The 15,824-nt window shown below is 47.0% G+C and carries 16 protein-coding genes; 3 read left to right on the top strand and 13 right to left on the bottom strand.

Annotated elements, in window-relative coordinates:
- Positions 1 to 24 precede the first annotated feature (24 nt).
- The 7 genes from Q0N89_RS02365 to gmk all read right to left on the bottom strand — a co-directional run bounded on the left by Q0N89_RS02365 (position 25) and on the right by gmk (position 7,613).
- On the bottom strand, positions 25 to 2,349 hold the full coding sequence (locus Q0N89_RS02365) for a primosomal protein N' (RefSeq protein ID WP_294033204.1): 2,325 nt from the start codon (positions 2,347 to 2,349) through the stop codon (positions 25 to 27).
- A 34-nt stretch (positions 2,350 to 2,383) separates the two neighbouring features.
- On the bottom strand, positions 2,384 to 3,289 hold the full coding sequence (locus Q0N89_RS02360) for a Dyp-type peroxidase (RefSeq protein ID WP_294033203.1): 906 nt from the start codon (positions 3,287 to 3,289) through the stop codon (positions 2,384 to 2,386).
- A 163-nt stretch (positions 3,290 to 3,452) separates the two neighbouring features.
- Positions 3,453 to 3,833 carry a Rid family detoxifying hydrolase gene (locus Q0N89_RS02355; protein WP_294033202.1) on the bottom strand — a complete coding sequence of 127 codons (381 nt, stop codon included), beginning with the start codon at positions 3,831 to 3,833 and terminating at the stop codon, positions 3,453 to 3,455.
- A 25-nt stretch (positions 3,834 to 3,858) separates the two neighbouring features.
- Positions 3,859 to 4,035 carry a hypothetical protein gene (locus tag Q0N89_RS02350; RefSeq protein ID WP_294033201.1) on the bottom strand — a complete coding sequence of 59 codons (177 nt, stop codon included), beginning with the start codon at positions 4,033 to 4,035 and terminating at the stop codon, positions 3,859 to 3,861.
- Positions 4,036 to 4,110: 75 nt separating this feature from the next.
- Positions 4,111 to 6,309 carry an HD domain-containing protein gene (locus tag Q0N89_RS02345; protein WP_294033200.1) on the bottom strand — a complete coding sequence of 733 codons (2,199 nt, stop codon included), beginning with the start codon at positions 6,307 to 6,309 and terminating at the stop codon, positions 4,111 to 4,113.
- A 261-nt stretch (positions 6,310 to 6,570) separates the two neighbouring features.
- The gene (gene rpoZ, locus Q0N89_RS02340) at positions 6,571 to 6,840 is read right to left on the bottom strand and encodes a DNA-directed RNA polymerase subunit omega (protein WP_078253268.1); all 270 of its coding nucleotides are present in this window, start codon (positions 6,838 to 6,840) and stop codon (positions 6,571 to 6,573) included.
- Positions 6,841 to 7,001: 161 nt separating this feature from the next.
- On the bottom strand, positions 7,002 to 7,613 hold the full coding sequence (gmk, locus tag Q0N89_RS02335; protein ID WP_294033199.1) for a guanylate kinase: 612 nt from the start codon (positions 7,611 to 7,613) through the stop codon (positions 7,002 to 7,004).
- A gap of 96 nt (positions 7,614 to 7,709) precedes the next feature.
- Here gmk and ispH point away from each other — a divergent pair, with 96 nt between their 5' ends.
- Positions 7,710 to 8,645, top strand: coding sequence for a 4-hydroxy-3-methylbut-2-enyl diphosphate reductase (ispH, locus tag Q0N89_RS02330; protein ID WP_294033198.1), 936 nt, complete (start codon positions 7,710 to 7,712; stop codon positions 8,643 to 8,645).
- Between the two features lie 106 nt (positions 8,646 to 8,751).
- Positions 8,752 to 10,509, top strand: a complete 1,758-nt coding sequence (recJ, locus tag Q0N89_RS02325; RefSeq protein WP_294033197.1) for a single-stranded-DNA-specific exonuclease RecJ — start codon at positions 8,752 to 8,754, stop codon at positions 10,507 to 10,509.
- Between the two features lie 59 nt (positions 10,510 to 10,568).
- Here the strand turns inward: recJ and Q0N89_RS02320 are convergent, their stop codons facing one another.
- The 4 genes from Q0N89_RS02320 to Q0N89_RS02305 form a co-directional block, all read right to left on the bottom strand.
- A complete protein-coding gene (locus tag Q0N89_RS02320) occupies positions 10,569 to 10,913 on the bottom strand; it encodes a hypothetical protein (protein WP_294033196.1) in 345 nt (114 codons plus the stop codon).
- 21 nt (positions 10,914 to 10,934) lie between these two features.
- The gene (locus Q0N89_RS02315; protein WP_294033195.1) at positions 10,935 to 11,534 is read right to left on the bottom strand and encodes a hypothetical protein; all 600 of its coding nucleotides are present in this window, start codon (positions 11,532 to 11,534) and stop codon (positions 10,935 to 10,937) included.
- Positions 11,535 to 11,859: 325 nt separating this feature from the next.
- A complete protein-coding gene (gene leuE, locus Q0N89_RS02310) occupies positions 11,860 to 12,510 on the bottom strand; it encodes a leucine efflux protein LeuE (RefSeq protein WP_294033194.1) in 651 nt (216 codons plus the stop codon).
- Positions 12,511 to 12,630: 120 nt separating this feature from the next.
- Positions 12,631 to 14,325, bottom strand: coding sequence for an NAD+ synthase (locus tag Q0N89_RS02305; RefSeq protein ID WP_294033193.1), 1,695 nt, complete (start codon positions 14,323 to 14,325; stop codon positions 12,631 to 12,633).
- A 226-nt stretch (positions 14,326 to 14,551) separates the two neighbouring features.
- Between Q0N89_RS02305 and Q0N89_RS02300 the strand changes: the two genes are divergently transcribed.
- Positions 14,552 to 14,839: a hypothetical protein gene (locus tag Q0N89_RS02300; RefSeq protein ID WP_294033192.1), complete on the top strand. Its 288-nt coding sequence runs from the start codon at positions 14,552 to 14,554 to the stop codon at positions 14,837 to 14,839.
- Between the two features lie 96 nt (positions 14,840 to 14,935).
- Here Q0N89_RS02300 and Q0N89_RS02295 read toward each other — a convergent pair whose 3' ends face one another.
- Both Q0N89_RS02295 and Q0N89_RS02290 read right to left on the bottom strand, forming a co-directional pair.
- Positions 14,936 to 15,289, bottom strand: a complete 354-nt coding sequence (locus tag Q0N89_RS02295; RefSeq protein ID WP_078253277.1) for a cell division protein ZapA — start codon at positions 15,287 to 15,289, stop codon at positions 14,936 to 14,938.
- 56 nt (positions 15,290 to 15,345) lie between these two features.
- A complete protein-coding gene (locus tag Q0N89_RS02290; protein ID WP_078253278.1) occupies positions 15,346 to 15,705 on the bottom strand; it encodes a hypothetical protein in 360 nt (119 codons plus the stop codon).
- Between the last annotated feature and the right edge of the window lie 119 nt (positions 15,706 to 15,824).

Below are 15,824 nucleotides of genomic sequence, written 5' to 3'. Positions count from 1 at the left end.
GATAAAAAGCAAATAGCGTCTATATCACCACCCCACAGGATCAACATCAATACTCATCCGCACCGCCTTTGTGCTTGGTAGTGTCTGCACCTGCCCCCACCAAGTATCCAAAAACTGATGCAAGCCTGGTCTATGTTTGGATAAAATCAGCATCTGCACCTGATAGCGGTTATTTTTCTTTGCCATTGGCGCATCGGCGACATTGATGGCAAAGGGGTGATCAGCAGGGATAAGTTGTCTTGCCTGTACGATGGCATCTTTGGCACGAGCATACTGACCGCTCTCAGCACGGATCAGCACCGCATGGCTATAGGGTGGCAGTCCTAGTGCTTGACGTTCGGTGAGTAGCTGATGGGCAAAGGCATGATAGCCATCACGCATGAGCGACATCAGTAGCGGGCTGTTCGGCTGCAGTGTCTGAATGAGTACAAGCCCCTGTTTCTGCGCTCGTCCTGCTCGTCCTGCCACCTGGATGATACGCTGTGCGGTATGCTCAGGCGAGCGAAAATCAGGGGACAAAAAACCCAAATCCGCATTGGCAATCACCACCAACGTGACATTGGGGAAGTGATGCCCCTTAGCAATCATCTGCGTACCGACGAGTATCGCAGGCGTGCCTGTGTTGATTTGTCTTGTGATGGTATCCCATGCGTCTTTTTTTCGCATGGTGTCACGGTCGATTTGGATAATTGGATAAGTCTGCTGACTCACCTGCGGATTGGCAAACAAAGCGTGTAGATGCTCGACCAGTCGTGTCGTCCCCGTGCCGACACTGTCGAGATTGGCGCTATGACACTCAGGGCAGTGGCTCGGCATCGGCGCGATATAGCCACAGTGATGACAGCGTAGGGTGCTGTACATCGGCTGTAGGGCGTTCTTGTGCACGGTCAGATGTGCATCACAGTTTGGGCAGTCTGCCTGATGACCGCAGGCAGAGCAGATGAGTATCGGTGCATAGCCACGACGATTGAGAAACACGAGCACCTGCTCACCCCTCTCAAGCCGTGTCCGTATCGCACGCACCGTCACAGGCGAGAGTGTGCTGTCGCTACTTTTGCCATCGGTGTGCATGGCGTGCTGTGTGCCGAGTCGCATATCGACGAGCTCATATCTGACCGCTGTCGCACCCCCTGCTCGCTGGGTGAGCATCAGGCGGTGCAGTTTGCCATCTTGGACGAGCTTGATTTGCTCAAGGCTAGGCGTCGCTGTGCCGAGCACCACCACAATCTTGGCAAACATCGCTCGCACCATCGCCACATCACAGGCATGATAGCGTAGATGGTCTTGTTGCTTATAGGATGTGTCATGTGCTTCATCAATGATGATCAGCCCAAGATTATCAAAGGGATACAGCACGCTTGAGCGTGTGCCGATGATGATTTGGGTGACACCTGTTTGGCAGTCATGCCAGCCTGATAGTCGTTCGCTGTCGGTGAGATTGGAGTGTAGTACGCAGATATTGGCATCAAATCGATCGCCAAAGCGTGAGCGAGTCTGCGGAGTCAGCCCAATCTCAGGCACGAGTATCAGCACCTGCTTACCCTGTGCCAGCGTATGCGCCATCGCCTGTAGATAGACTTCGGTCTTGCCCGAGCCTGTCACACCATCGAGTAAGAATGCCTGATAGCATCCGTCATCGCAGGCATGAGTGATGGCGTCGAGTGCCTGTGCCTGCTCAATATTGAGCGTGAGTGCAGGGTGCTTGAGTGTAGCAGGGCGTGGCACAGATGGCTGTATCAGGGTGTCAAATGGCTCAATCAGCCCCTTATCCTGTAGTGTCGTCAGCACCTGCCGAGTCGCCCCAAGACTCATCAGCATCGTCTGGCTGATACCATCAGGATGTGATATGAGTGTCTGCAATATCGCTCGCTGTTTCTTGGCGGTCTTTGGCAGGCGAGCGATAAGATTATCGGCTGTGTCATCAGCTGTGCCATCAGTCATAGTATCAGATACGCCATCAGGCAGGATGGCTCGATAATGGCGTATCGGCTGGGTGATAGGCTTACCTTGATTGATGAGTGTCGGTAGCATCACTGAATACACATCACCGAGTGGATGATGATAGTAGTGCGATAGCCACTTGGCAAGTCTGATAAGCCCATCATCAATGATTGGTGTGTTGTCAAGAATTTGCTCAATGGGCTTAAGCTTATCCATCGGCACTTGGCTGTCGGTGCGGTCAATTAGCCCGACCACCACGCCTATGAGTAGGCGACGACCAAAGGGTGCAACCACACGCATCCCCACCTGTGGTAGGGGCAGATGCCCTGGGCATAGATAATCAAAAAAATCCCCCACAGGCACCGCCAATGCGACTTGGGCTAAGCGATCATGGTGCGAGTGGGGCATACGATATTCCGTGCTTTTGATGGCTAATGGTCAATCACAGTGCCGACAGACGCTCAACCGATGGCGCATAATAATACGCCCCCGATACTGCTGTGGTGACATTCTTGAGCAGTAGGTCGGTCTTGCCATCAGTCTCGCCGAACATCGATAGTAGCTGTGCTTCGATATTCCACAGGCGTGCACTATAGGCGATGAACATCAGCCCATGCTCGCCACTGACAGTACCGTATGGCAGACTGCGACGGACGATTTCGAGCGTTTTGCCGTCTTCTTTGAGATTGGTGCGTCCTAGATGTGAGTCAGGCAGGCGAACCGCTTTGTCAAACTCGATATTATCCACCTTTGAACGACCGATACAGTGCTCTTGTTCGGCGACAGGCAGGGCATCCCATTTTGGCAAATCATGGCGATATTTTTGCACCATCACATAGCTACCACCGGCATCGATACCATCGGCGATGACGGCGACTTCGTTGATATGCTCGCCTTGGGGATTTTCTGTACCATCGACGAAGCCTTCTAGCCCGCGATTTTCGACCCAGCGAAAGCCATGCGTCTCGCTCTTGATATCAATCAAGCCATCAAACGCACGCACCACCGCCATCGCTAGGCTAAAGTTAATATCATGACGCAGCGACTGGATATGAAATAGCACATCCCGCTGTGTGGCAGGGGCAAGCCCACCGCCAAGCGGACGGAACGGCTTGATTTGACTGCCTTCTTGTGAATGGCCAAATCTTTGCCACGCATCGGCACCAAAACCGATGGTTAAGCCCAAAGACTCGCCAGGGAATTTGGTCTGTAATTGACCCAAAGCGCTGAGCGCATCACGGCACGCATCGGCGATGGCTTGGGTGTTATCAGTACAAAAATCTGCTTCCATAAAGATGCCCGCTCGGCAATGATCTGGGATGATGGCTGACTGGGGTGTGGCTGTCATATATTATCCTGTTTAAATTGTCTATCAAATAAATTCAATAAAAATGCTCGCCCATCGATGGGACGGTGACTGTGAGTATTATAGCAAATTTTTGGCAATCCAGAAAGCCAATAAGCCCTTAGAACACAAGTGTCAAGGGCTTATTATCATGCCTAACAGCGTGTTATGCCAAATGTAAAATCGCTTCAATCTCAACCACACCGCCTTTTGGCAGAGCAGCGACCTGTACCGCAGCACGGGCAGGATATGGGGCGCTTAGGCGTGCTTCGAACACTTGATTAAGCACAGCAAAGTCAGCAAGATCGGTCAATGAGACATTGAACTTGACTGTATCTGCTAGGCTACCGCCCGCTGCTTTGGCGATGGCTGCGAGGTTATCCATCGCTTGCTCGGCTTGGGCTTGAAAGCCATCTTTTAGTTGCATCGTTGCAGGATTAAGACCCAGCTGACCCGAGATATAGACGGTGCTGCCGACTTTGATGGCTTGAGAATAAGTACCGACCGCAGCCGGGGCGTCATCGGTATGAATGACTTGCTTTGACATAATAATTTCCTAATAGATGGATTAATTAAGCTTTTTTGGTTTGAAAATAAGCAAGTAACTTATCAAACAAACTCATCGCTGTGCCAGTGTATTCAATGTGCGGTGCAACATTATCGGCAGTTTTTGGTAAGATATTTGGCTCGCCCTTGCCAAGAAAATGTGCAGCATCTTTTTGGTTATTGAGATCAATTTTACAGCACATATGCAAGCTCCTTTGTGATTGATATCTTTATAATAAAAAAATACTCGGGTAATTTCAAGCGCTTTTGACATCAGTTTATTGATATAGGCGCTGGATATTTGGGTAGCCGAGTAGCGGGCGTAGTTTTTCAATCCCTTCAGCCAGATGCGAGCGAGAGCGGACAACGACATGCAAGGTCGTTGTGCCGACTTTGCCGTCTTTATCTGCTTTGGCATCAGCTTTGACATGGGTGTGCTCAACGCCGATGTTGAGTGCACGCATCTCATAGATGACTTGGCTGATTTGTTCTTCGTTGAGCATGGCATAGATGCGTAGCATGGCAGGGAAGCGTAGGGCATTGGCTTGATTGTCAGCGACGCTAGAAGGTTTCCAGTTTAGCTGAATAATCTGATAAGGGTTTTCGGCACGGACATTTTGTAGTGAGTAGCATTTGTGGCGATGCACGACGAGTCCTTGGCGAGATAGATGTCCGACGATATGATCGCCATAGATGGGGTTGCAGCAGCGAGCGAAGTCCACTTCCACGCCTTTGATACCGGCAAGTAGATGCTTGGTTTGGGTGATTTCGTTGCCATCAGCATAATCCACTTCTTCGCTAAATAAGCGAGAGACAACCAGCTGCGGCAGTAGCACGCCTGTCGATAGCTGCATAAATAGCTCATCAGCTGTCTGAATGCCACGCCATTGCAGGATGTCTGCCCAGTCGGCATCGCTAAGATCAGTGATGGATTTACCATAGGTTTGCAAGGCACGATCCAGTGCCTGCTTGCCATACTGGATTTTTTGGTCTTCGGGCAAGTGTTTTAGGAATTTTAGAATCTCACTACGAGCTTTGTTGGTCGCCACAAAGCCGAGCCACTCAGCACGGGGGGTGGCATTTTTATCGGTATCAATGCTCACCGTGTCGCCATCAGCGAGTACTAGCCCTAGTTTGCCATGCTCATTATTGATATCAGCACCAGTGGCGATATTGCCGATGGCAGGGCCGACGGCATACGCAAAGTCAAGCGCTGTCGAGCCACGAGGCAGCTCATAAGCACGACCTTGCGGGCTGTAGCAGACAATTTTGCGCTCATGTAGGTAGCTGATCAGCTCTTCGATGATGGCGATGCGGCTGTCATCACCGTCATCATCACTGAGCGTCTCAATATTGGCAAGGTCTTGCATATTGCGAAGGCTGGCTTGGATCACCGATTGGCTGATGTCATTGTGGTCATTGCTGATGATGCCAAGTCTTGCCGCTTCTTGCATTCGGCGAGTCATTAGCGTGATTTTGATGTGATTATAATCTCGCTCATAGATGAGTGTCAGCGATTGATTACCACCGGCTAGGGGCTTACGGATATGATCTTGGATATTGCGATCGCCGATTTGGTATTTTTGGATCAGATAGTTTGCCAATTTATCACACGATTCGATGTCATCGAGCACGACATCAAAGTCATATTGGCGAATCAGCTGATTGATTTGCCCACGATTTTTGAAAAATTGACGATACATCGACGCACGATTGTCCAGTACTTGTACATTACCTTGTAAGCCTAAATGTACAAGTAAGTTTTGTAAATAGGTGCTGATTTCGGTTTTTTGGAAATTACGCCCCAAGCCATGCTGAAGTAGCTTATCGGTGAATTTGTTATACATGGCGGGGTTTAGATTGCGATAACACAGCAGTTCGATGTAATCGGCAATGTTATTAAGCCCCATCAATCGAGCAAACGGAATATAAAAATCCAGCGTCTCACGAGCGGTGCGTTTTTGTTTGTCTTCGCTGACGGCATCGAGCGTGGACATATTGTGCAGACGGTCGGAGAGCTTGACAATCAGCACTCGTGGGTCAATCAGCGTAGCGGTGAGAATCTTATGAAAAGTCGCCGCTTGGCTTTGCTGCTTGCTCATGCCAGATGATTTTAGCTTGGTGACACCATCGACAAGACGAGCTACCGTCTCGCCAAATTCAGCGGTGATGAGCTCTTCGGTCACTTCGGTGTCTTCGACCGTGTCATGCAAAATCGCTGCAATGATGGTATCACGGTCTAAGCGAAATCCCGCCAAAATCTCCGCCACCGCCATCGGGTGCGTGATATATGGCTCACCTGATTTGCGTTTATCCTTGATATGCGCCACATCCCCAAAATGGCAGGCACGCAGTACATCCGCCCGTTCAGCAGGCTTTAGATAGGCGACGGCGCGCATTAGACTATCACGGGCTTCATCCACGAGCGGGTGGCTTAGATGTGTTGGAATGTCGTGTGGATGATAGCTGTCTAACATAACTGGCTCTTTTGGCTGGTGGATGTTCGATTGCCATTAGGCAACCACGAAAGGCAAAACGATGTTTGCCAAATTAGTATAATAAATCATTGATTGGGGGTGTTGTCAATACATTCACAATTTATTTTATCAAATCGCATATTTTATTCAGGTAAATCAGCGTCATTATGGTAAATTGGTCATCCGCAACTTGATCCACCAACAAAAAAGCCACGCATCAGCGATACGCAGCTTTTGTGAGCTTGGCTAAGAATTTAAGAATTATAGCTCGTTGCCCAATGCTTCAGGGGTGGTTTCGTAGTTCTTTGGCTTGGCGAACAAATCATCATCAGGCTCATCCAAGATACCACGATTGACATTGCCAGCGGCGATCTCACGCAAAGCAAGCACGGTTGGCTTGTCATTGTCCACAGGGACGGTTGGATCGACCTTGCCATTAGCAAGTTGGCGGGCACGCTTGCTTGCCACCAAAATCAGCTCAAAACGATTATCAACATTTGCAAGACAATCTTCAATGGTTACTCGTGCCATAGTTTACTCTCAATGATTAATTCAAAAATGGGTTTTACCCAAAATAATCGCTTATTATAGCAAGCTTTTTGGGCTTTTTTAAGTGCTTTTTGTCAATTCTTGGCAAATTTTTGACCAAAGCTTGCCAAGTTTGGCTAAGATTTTGCCTTAATATCCATCCATCAAGCGAACAAGGCATCAATCAGCTTGCCATTGCGAGCTTGCTGGGTGGCGCGGCTTAGGCGATGGCTTTTGATGATGACTTGTAAGTCGGCGAGTGCTTCGGCAAAGTCATCATTGATGACGACATAGTCGAATTTGTCGTATTGGCGCATCTCGGTCAGCGAGCCTGCTAGGCGTTTTTCGATGACTTCATCGCTGTCTTGACCACGATTTGATAAGCGTGAACGCAAGGCATCACAGCTTGGCGGTAGAATAAAAATCATCACCGCATCACTAAATTTTTCTTTGACTTGTAGCGCACCTTGCCAGTCAATCTCAAGAATCACATCGACGCCATCATGAAGCAGGCATTCGACCGCTTGGCATGTCGTCCCATAAAAGTTATCAAACACTTGGGCGTATTCCAAGAACGCTGACTCATCAATCAAGCGTTTAAACTCATCCACTGTGGTGAAATGATAATGCACGCCGTCGCTTTCGCCCGGGCGGGGTGCTCGTGTGGTGTGTGAGATGCTGACGGTGAGATTGTCGGTGGTGGCAAGTAGTTCTTTGACCAGTGAAGTTTTGCCAGTGCCTGATGCGGCGGTGATGATGAATAATTTGCCAGTCATGGGATTTTCCTTGTTCAAATCGTGATATTTTAGCACAAATTGGCTGAAATTTGCTAAAATAGCACACAGTGATTTTGATAAACTATTGAGAAAATTATGAAAATTTTATTAGCCAATCCCCGTGGTTTTTGTGCAGGTGTGGATAGAGCCATCGCCATTGTCAATGAAGCGCTGCGCCGTTTTAATCCGCCGATTTATGTGCGTCATGAAGTGGTGCATAATAAATTTGTGGTCGAAGATTTGGCAAGTCGCGGGGCGGTATTCGTCGAAGAGCTTGATGAAGTGCCTGATGGGGCGATTGTGATTTTTTCGGCGCATGGCGTATCCAAGGCGGTCGAAGATGAAGCGGCACGCCGTGATTTGACGGTGTTTGACGCCACTTGTCCGCTGGTGACTAAGGTGCATATCGAAGTGGGTAAATTTGCCAAAGAAGGCATGGATGCGATTTTGATTGGGCACGCAGGACATCCTGAAGTCGAAGGGACAATGGGGCGATTTGACACAAGCTTTGGCGGCCGTATTCATCTGGTCGAAGATGCCGATGATGTGGCAAAGCTTGATTTGGATAAAGAAAACTTGGCATTCGTCACCCAAACGACGCTATCAATGGACGATACTGCGGTGGTCATCGATGCGCTCAAAAATAAATACCCAAGCATCAATGCCCCACGCAAAGATGACATCTGCTACGCCACCCAAAACCGTCAAGATGCTGTTAAGATACTCTCAAAAGAGTGTGATGTAGTGCTCGTGGTGGGCAGTCCCAATTCAAGCAACTCAAATCGCCTAAGAGAGCTGGCTGAGCGTATGGGTAAGCGTGCGTATCTGATTGATAATGCAGGACAAATGGACAAAGCATGGTTCGATGGTGTCAGCCATGTGGGCGTGACCGCAGGGGCATCTGCACCCGAAGTGCTTATCCAAGAAGTGCTAAATACCTTGCAGTCATGGGGTGCTGATGAACCTGTGGAGCTGTCAGGTATCGAAGAGAATGTGACTTTTAGCTTACCAAAATCATTGACCAAAGCTTAAAAAATTTTAAAAAGTTTAAAATCTTAAGCAATTTGTAAAACTAAGTAATTTACAAAGCTAAAAAAGTCATCACAGCCTTGATTACCCATTATCCACTGGATACGCCATGACCCGTTTGACCCTAACTCCACGCCTAGCCGAGCCGACATCGCAGATGCTGATTGATGCGACGGGCTTTCCATCGCTCGCTCGTGTTCTACAGGCACGCCACATCCACAGCGTCGATGAGCTCGATGTGAGCACGGCACATCTATTGCCTGCTGATGGCTTGATGGGGATTGATACGGCGATTGACTTGATTGATACAGCGATTGATCAGGGTGATAAAATCTTAATCATCGGCGACTTTGATTGTGATGGAGCGACGAGCACGGCGCTGATGATGCGAGTGCTGCGGCAGATGGGGGCGGATGCCCAGTTTTTGGTGCCTGATCGCTTTAAGTTTGGCTATGGCTTGACACCACAGATTGTCGAATACGGCGCATCACTGTACGAGCCTAAGCTGATTATCACGGTGGATAATGGCATCTCAAGTCATGATGGTGTTGCCAAAGCGACAGAGCTTGGCATTCAGGTGGTGATTACCGATCATCATTTGACTACCAAATCATCACCGCCTGCTGATGCGGTGGTCAATCCCAATCAGCTTGGCTGTGAGTTTGGCAGTAAATGGCTGGTGGGCGTGGGTGTGGCGTTTTATGTGATGGGACGACTTGCCAAGCATCGCAGAAGTCTGGGTAAATCATCGGCAAATGTGGCGCAGTATCTGGATTTGGTGGCGCTTGGCACGGTGGCGGATCTTGGCGTGCTAGATCGCAACAATCGCATCTTGGTCAGTCATGGACTTGCCCAAATCAGACAGGGGCGGGCTTGTGTGGGGATCTTGGCAATCCTTGAGCAGGCGGGGCGAGATTTTGCCAAGATTACCAGTGATGATTTTGGCTTTGCCATTGCCCCACGCATCAATGCCGCAGGGCGTATGGACAATATGCGTATCGGTGTTGAGTGCTTATTGACCGATGACTGGAGCGAAGCGCACCGCTTGGCGATTGAGCTGAACAAACTCAATCACTCACGGCGTAGTGTCGAGACGATGATGAAAGATGAAGCCATCGCCATCATTGATAGTCTGCCACAGATGGCAGATACTTGTGATAGCATCCCAAAAGCCATCGTGCTATACCAAGATAACTGGCATCAAGGCGTCATCGGTATCGTCGCAGGCAGACTCAAAGAAAAGCTATACCGCCCAAGCATCGTGTTCGCCCCTGCGGACAACAACGAAACGGCTGATGATGACTGGATCAAAGGCTCGGCACGCTCGATTGCAGGTATCCATATCCGTGATGTCATCGAAGCGGTCGCCATGCGCCATCCGACGCTGATTGAGCATTTTGGTGGTCATGCGATGGCGGCGGGCTTGACGATCAAAAAGGCGAATTTTGATGCCTTTGCTGCAGCATTTGATGATGAGATGAACCGCTTTGATGCATCGGTGTTTAGCGAAGAAAAATTCACTGATGGCGAACTGGATGCCCATGAATTTAGCCTACAGTTTGCACAGACATTATCCCAAATCAGCGTGTGGGGCAATGGCTTTGCACCGCCAAGCTTTGATGGTGAATTTGAAGTGCTACAACATCGAGTGCTCAAGGATAAGCACCTAAAGCTTGTGCTCAAGATGGCAGGCGTGCAATATCCGATTGATGCGATATGGTTCAACTATGAGCCGTCTGTGTGGGATTATCGAGCCAGTCGTGTGCATATCCTATATACGCTTGATATCAATGAATGGCAGGGTAACCAAAGCTTACAGCTTGTCATTAAAGATTTGGCAGTGTGTCAGATTAGTGCGTTGGTGTAGGGTGTATTATTAAAAATAAAACCAGTCTTGCAACTGGCTTTATTTTATTGGATGCGTTCTTATTGCTGAGTAATTTGAGGTTGGTCTTTTTTGATATTTAGAGCTAGAATGCCTCCAATGAATGCCAAAATCATGCAAATGAATACAAAAGTACCACCTGAAATGCCACCAATGATAGAACAGGCGATGATGCCAATACCTGGTTTTTTAGTTTTTGCACCCATTGCAACTGCGCCAAAAACAATAACCAAAAAAGAAAATAATAGACCAAGCCAACCCATCGAAACAATGCGCGTGTCATTGTTTAATGCAGCATCAAGACCGCCAAAAAATAGGGTAAACAAAGAGGCAAATACAGCAAAGATGCCTGCGATTAAGGCAATAATACCGCCAGCTTTATTCATAAAAAATCTCCTAAATTGTAATTAATTGCCTAAGATGTAAACACTGGTCCAAAAACCAAAATGATTTGCTGAGTGTACCATGCCAACATAATTCAATGTATCACCAATATTTAGACCAGTCACTAGGCTCTCATATTCTTTTGTGAAATATACAACAGGCTTAACCTCACCCAATGTTTCACATTCTACTTCATAATCTGCATTTTGTACCTGTGATGTCCAATTGACTTTTTGAACTTGGACAACTGTGCAAGACCCTTTGGTTGGAATAACTAGTCTATTTTCTTTGTTCCAAGCATCTCTTTGTAGCTCTGTTAGGGAGTTAAAATGCTGACCAACTGCTATTGCATCAACATATTCAATTTTGGCTACTGGTTCTGTAATTGCAGATGTTGATTCCGTAGTTGTCTGCGTTTGAGTAATTTGTTCTGCTGTGGCTTGTTGCGAAGTTGGCATTAGGATGGATCCCAGAATTAGACTTGCAACTGCCGATCCAAAAAAGATAGCAGATGATTGCCCGCGTGACTTCATACCAAATGCTCGAAAGTTAAAAAGTCCAATGCAGCCTAAAATAAGCAATATTAAAGATCCAAATAGCAATAAAGAAGCAAAAATAGACATATTTTAGATACACTCCACGCAAAATTTTAGTTATTATAGTTTGTTTGTTTGTTTGTTTGTTTTTTGTAATAATTGTTTCTAAAAAATAGTTTATGGAAATAAAAAAAATTTAAATTTGACAATTAAAAAAGCGGTTTATGAATGGCATTTTGACTTAGGATCATTTTGATTTGTTCTGCTTAACAAAAAAATCTGTTTTTATTAATTTGAAATAGGTGTTGGTTGCGAGTATGAGTGAACAGCAGTAATGCAACGATATTAATATGGTAGCTAGGTGTATATTGCTAAGATAGAAAGTTTGCTTGGTTGGTTTTTGCAAACTCGCCTAAAGCTTACTCATCCACAAATTCACCGCAAAGCCCAAAAACAGCACGCCAATCAAGCTCATACCGCTGATGCTCAGCCAAGGACGACTGGCGAAGCGATATGCCAAGCCCTTACCTGCGACAATCAGCAGGGATAAATAACTGATACTCACCACCTGCAAAATCAGTGCCAAAATCAAAAAGCTGATATATGGTCTCGGATAAGCAGGATCAACAAACTGCACAAAAAACGATAAGAAAAACAAAATCGCCTTAGGATTGGTAAGGCTAAGGCTTAGCGCACGCATTAGGTAGTTTTGATGTGTGGGCTTGGCAAGTGCAACGGGGCTATTGGCTAGGATATGGCGATTGACAAAGGTCTGATACGCACCCATCAACAGCCGAATGCCAAGATATGCCAAATACAGTCCGCCGACAAGCTTAATCGTATCAAACACCGCAGGATATAGGCGAAGTAGTGTCCCTGCACCCAAGATGGTGGCGATAATCAAGATGCTATCACCGATAACAATCCCCGTCGCCGCCAAAAATCCCGCTCGCTTGCCCTGTGATGCTGAGACCGATAGGCAGTACAAGCTATTGGGCCCGGGCAGGATGATAATCATGATGGTGGCGATCAAAAATCCACTGATGTCTGTAATACCAAACATGGCGTATCCTTGTAGAATATTCCTAAAAGCTAATATACAAAGCAATAGCTATATAGAACAATAGCCGTCGAAACGGCTATTGGCTGTGCATAAAGCGATATGAGTGCTGATGGTGCAAAGTTAGCCTTTGATTGACCAGCCATTGACCAGTGGATAACGACGCTCTCGACCAAAGGATTTTTTGGTGATTTTGGTGCCGATTGCACCTTGACGACGCTTGTATTCAGCACGATCCACGAGACCAAGCACTTTTTCGACGGTAGCAGGATCAAAGCCTGCGGCGCAGATTGCCTTGTAGCCTAGATCTTCATCGATGTACTTTCTTAGGATATTATCCAAAGTGTCATAATCAGGCAAGCTGTCTTGGTCTTTTTGGTCAGGGCGTAGCTCGGCAGATGGCGCACGAGTGATGACACGCTCAGGGATGACAGGGTTGTCTTCTAGGCGGTTGCGGTAGTTGGCTAGGCGATAGACATCGGTTTTATAGACATCTTTGAGCACATCAAAGCCGCCAACCATATCACCGTACAAGGTAGCATAGCCGACCGCATTTTCGGACTTGTTGCCTGTTGAGATGACCATGTGTCCAAATTTATTGGACAATGCCATCAAAATCGTACCACGAGCACGAGCTTGTAGGTTCTCTTCGGTCACATCAGGCTCGCTATTGGCAAGTAGTGGCGCAAGTGCTGATCGTAGCCCTGCGACCGCATCATGAATCGGGCAGACGGTATATGAGACATTTAGGCGAGCGGCCTGTGCTTCGGCATCATCTAGGCTGATTTGTGCAGTGTATTCATACGGCATCATCACCGCATAGACACGGTCAGAGCCGAGCGCATCGACAGCGATACATAGCGTCAGTGCGCTATCGATACCGCCTGATAGACCGACGATAACGCCCTTAAAGCCTGAGCGATTGACATAATCACGCAGACCTACGACCAGTGCTTGATACATTTCTGATTCTTCGGACAGTACAAGCGGGGCTTTACTTTGGTTGTCAAACTGACGGCTTGCCACATCGTATTTTGCCATCATCAGCTGATTCAAAAAGCGAGAACCTTCGTGCGCCACCGAGCCATCAGCCTGCATAATGAGCGAGCCGCCATCAAAGACGATGTCGTCTTGAGCGCCGACCGTATTGACATAGATGATCGGTAGCTGATAAGTGGCAGATTGCTTGGCAAGCAGGGCTTTGCGAGCGGTTTGTTTACCGATTTCAAAGGGTGATGCGTTAATCACCACGACCAAATCCGCCCCTTCTTCTTTGAGCGATTTGATTGGGGCATCATGCCAAATATCTTCGCAGATAAGCAGGCCGATGGTTGCGCCTTTGTAGTCAAACATCACACTGTTATGACCTTTTTTGAAGTAGCGTCGTTCATCAAAGATACCGTAGTTTGGCAGGCATTGCTTATGATAAAAGCCTTTTTGGCTACCGCCTTGTAGGATGGCAGCTGAGTTGAATGTGCCGTGTTGGTCAATGTGCGGATAGCCTAGAATGATGACAATGCCTTCGATTTCGGCAAGCTTTGCCATCGCATCACGCACTCGCTCGCCAAGCGTTGGGCGTAGTAGCAAATCTTCTGGCGGATAACCGACCAAAGACAGCTCAGGAAAGACCACGATATCCGCGCCACGATTTTTGGCATCGATGGCGAGTGCGTGCATTTTTTTGACATTACCTGCGATATCACCTACCCAAAAATTAGTCTGAATCATCGCAAAAGTAATCGTGCCGACGGCTGAATCAGCGGTGTGTAGTGTGGTTTTTGCACCATTTGGCGCATCTGTTGGTTTTGTTTTTGGCATTTTTAATAATCCTAACTGGTGGGCAACTCGTGCATCGTGCCAAGTGCTTAATTGGTATGTTGTATTGCTCAAACTTCACTGTCTGATGCAAATACGGAGCAACGCTCAAAAATAATTAATCAGTTCGCCAAATTACGGCAAACCTGCATGATAGTATAGCACAATTTGCCTTGCTTTGTGGTATAGTAATGCTTTATTTGGCACAATTTGGCACAAAAAGGTCGTTATGTTTGCATTTATTCTCAATATCGTCATCATCGCTGTGGTGATGTGGTTTTTTTTCAAATTTATGTACCCAAAGCCGCCCAAAGCATTTTTTCCAAAAGATGGCGATGACACAAGCATCCGCACTTGTCATCACTGTGGACAAAAGCTTGCCACCTATCGGGGGCATTTGTTCCACGAAAAATCTGATAATGAGCGATTTTTTTGTAATGATGAGCATCTCATCGCCTACACACAGGCACATCCTGCGGAAAATTTGCCAATCCCTACAGATAAAGCCAGTGCCTAAAGCTTTATCCAGCTATCATTTGGCCATCATCTAAGTACAAAAAAAGGACGAGTAATTTTCGTCCTTTTTGATATTTTAATCAGCTAAATCAATCAGTTATAGCATTGAGCGAGCTTCTTTGTTGATTTTATCAATCATCGCAGCGATTTGTTTTTGGTCTTCGGCATGGATGATGGCTTGATTTTGTAGGCTTTGGATTTGGTCGTACAAATCAAGGCAAACCAGCACCAAAAACTCTTCATTGCTTGGGGTTTTGTGCTTGATTTCACGGCGTAAATCACGGATTTTTTGGTTGATAAATTCTGCGCCATTTTCAAGATTTTTGATTTCATCTACAGGGCAGACGATGCGATGTGGTGTGCCTGCGATGCTGATATCCACAGGGCGAAATTCTTCTTTGGCGATGATGGCAGCCGAGTTATAAGCGGTTTGGGTGTTGTCTTGGCTCATAAAATATCCTTAATAATCAATATAATAATCAATATGGATTGGGTAAAAAGATGACATCAATTTGAGCGGTCAATTTTACCAAGCCAATCACGAATGACTTCGGCACGAGAGATTGCCAATGCGTTTTTGTCCTTGAGATCTTGGTTTTGTTGTACCAGTGCTTGGTTGGCTTGATACAGATCTTCGACTTGTTTTTGTAGGGCATTGCGAGAATGCTCAAGGCTATCGACTTGTTCGCAGTAGCTGTCGATTTCTTGATTTGCTTTGTTTAGCTGTTGTTGAAGATTGATGATTTGCTGTGGGCTGTCATCGTTGGCAAGTCGTTGTTTGAGATTGGCAAGTTCGGTGGCGGTAACAGCGTATTGCTTTTTCATCGCTATGATGGTTTGCTCTAGGGCTTGAAGTTGAGCTAGCATAAGATGTCCTGATAAAGTCAATCGATAGAAATATAGAGATATTGCTATGCTAATCTTATCACGGCTATTAGGTCTATTGTCAAATATTTTTTAAATTCTTGAGTAAATTTTCGATGATT

It is taken from the genome of uncultured Moraxella sp. (assembly GCF_945873075.1).
Taxonomy (GTDB): Bacteria; Pseudomonadota; Gammaproteobacteria; order Pseudomonadales; family Moraxellaceae; genus Moraxella.
Note: the sequence above shows the minus strand (reverse complement) of the source record. Positions and strands in the feature narration are given on the sequence as shown.

Excerpts from the sequence above, each read along its gene's own strand:
- Q0N89_RS02365 (WP_294033204.1), bottom strand. The coding sequence starts at position 2,349 with ATGCCCCACTCGCACCATGATCGCTTAGCCCAAGTCGCATTGGCGGTG.
- Q0N89_RS02360 (WP_294033203.1), bottom strand. The coding sequence starts at position 3,289 with ATGACAGCCACACCCCAGTCAGCCATCATCCCAGATCATTGCCGAGCG.
- Q0N89_RS02355 (WP_294033202.1), bottom strand. The coding sequence starts at position 3,833 with ATGTCAAAGCAAGTCATTCATACCGATGACGCCCCGGCTGCGGTCGGT.
- Q0N89_RS02350 (WP_294033201.1), bottom strand. The coding sequence starts at position 4,035 with ATGTGCTGTAAAATTGATCTCAATAACCAAAAAGATGCTGCACATTTT.
- Q0N89_RS02345 (WP_294033200.1), bottom strand. The coding sequence starts at position 6,309 with ATGTTAGACAGCTATCATCCACACGACATTCCAACACATCTAAGCCAC.
- rpoZ (WP_078253268.1), bottom strand. The coding sequence starts at position 6,840 with ATGGCACGAGTAACCATTGAAGATTGTCTTGCAAATGTTGATAATCGT.
- gmk (WP_294033199.1), bottom strand. The coding sequence starts at position 7,613 with ATGACTGGCAAATTATTCATCATCACCGCCGCATCAGGCACTGGCAAA.
- ispH (WP_294033198.1), top strand. The coding sequence starts at position 7,710 with ATGAAAATTTTATTAGCCAATCCCCGTGGTTTTTGTGCAGGTGTGGAT.
- recJ (WP_294033197.1), top strand. The coding sequence starts at position 8,752 with ATGACCCGTTTGACCCTAACTCCACGCCTAGCCGAGCCGACATCGCAG.
- Q0N89_RS02320 (WP_294033196.1), bottom strand. The coding sequence starts at position 10,913 with ATGAATAAAGCTGGCGGTATTATTGCCTTAATCGCAGGCATCTTTGCT.
- Q0N89_RS02315 (WP_294033195.1), bottom strand. The coding sequence starts at position 11,534 with ATGTCTATTTTTGCTTCTTTATTGCTATTTGGATCTTTAATATTGCTT.
- leuE (WP_294033194.1), bottom strand. The coding sequence starts at position 12,510 with ATGTTTGGTATTACAGACATCAGTGGATTTTTGATCGCCACCATCATG.
- Q0N89_RS02305 (WP_294033193.1), bottom strand. The coding sequence starts at position 14,325 with ATGCCAAAAACAAAACCAACAGATGCGCCAAATGGTGCAAAAACCACA.
- Q0N89_RS02300 (WP_294033192.1), top strand. The coding sequence starts at position 14,552 with ATGTTTGCATTTATTCTCAATATCGTCATCATCGCTGTGGTGATGTGG.
- Q0N89_RS02295 (WP_078253277.1), bottom strand. The coding sequence starts at position 15,289 with ATGAGCCAAGACAACACCCAAACCGCTTATAACTCGGCTGCCATCATC.
- Q0N89_RS02290 (WP_078253278.1), bottom strand. The coding sequence starts at position 15,705 with ATGCTAGCTCAACTTCAAGCCCTAGAGCAAACCATCATAGCGATGAAA.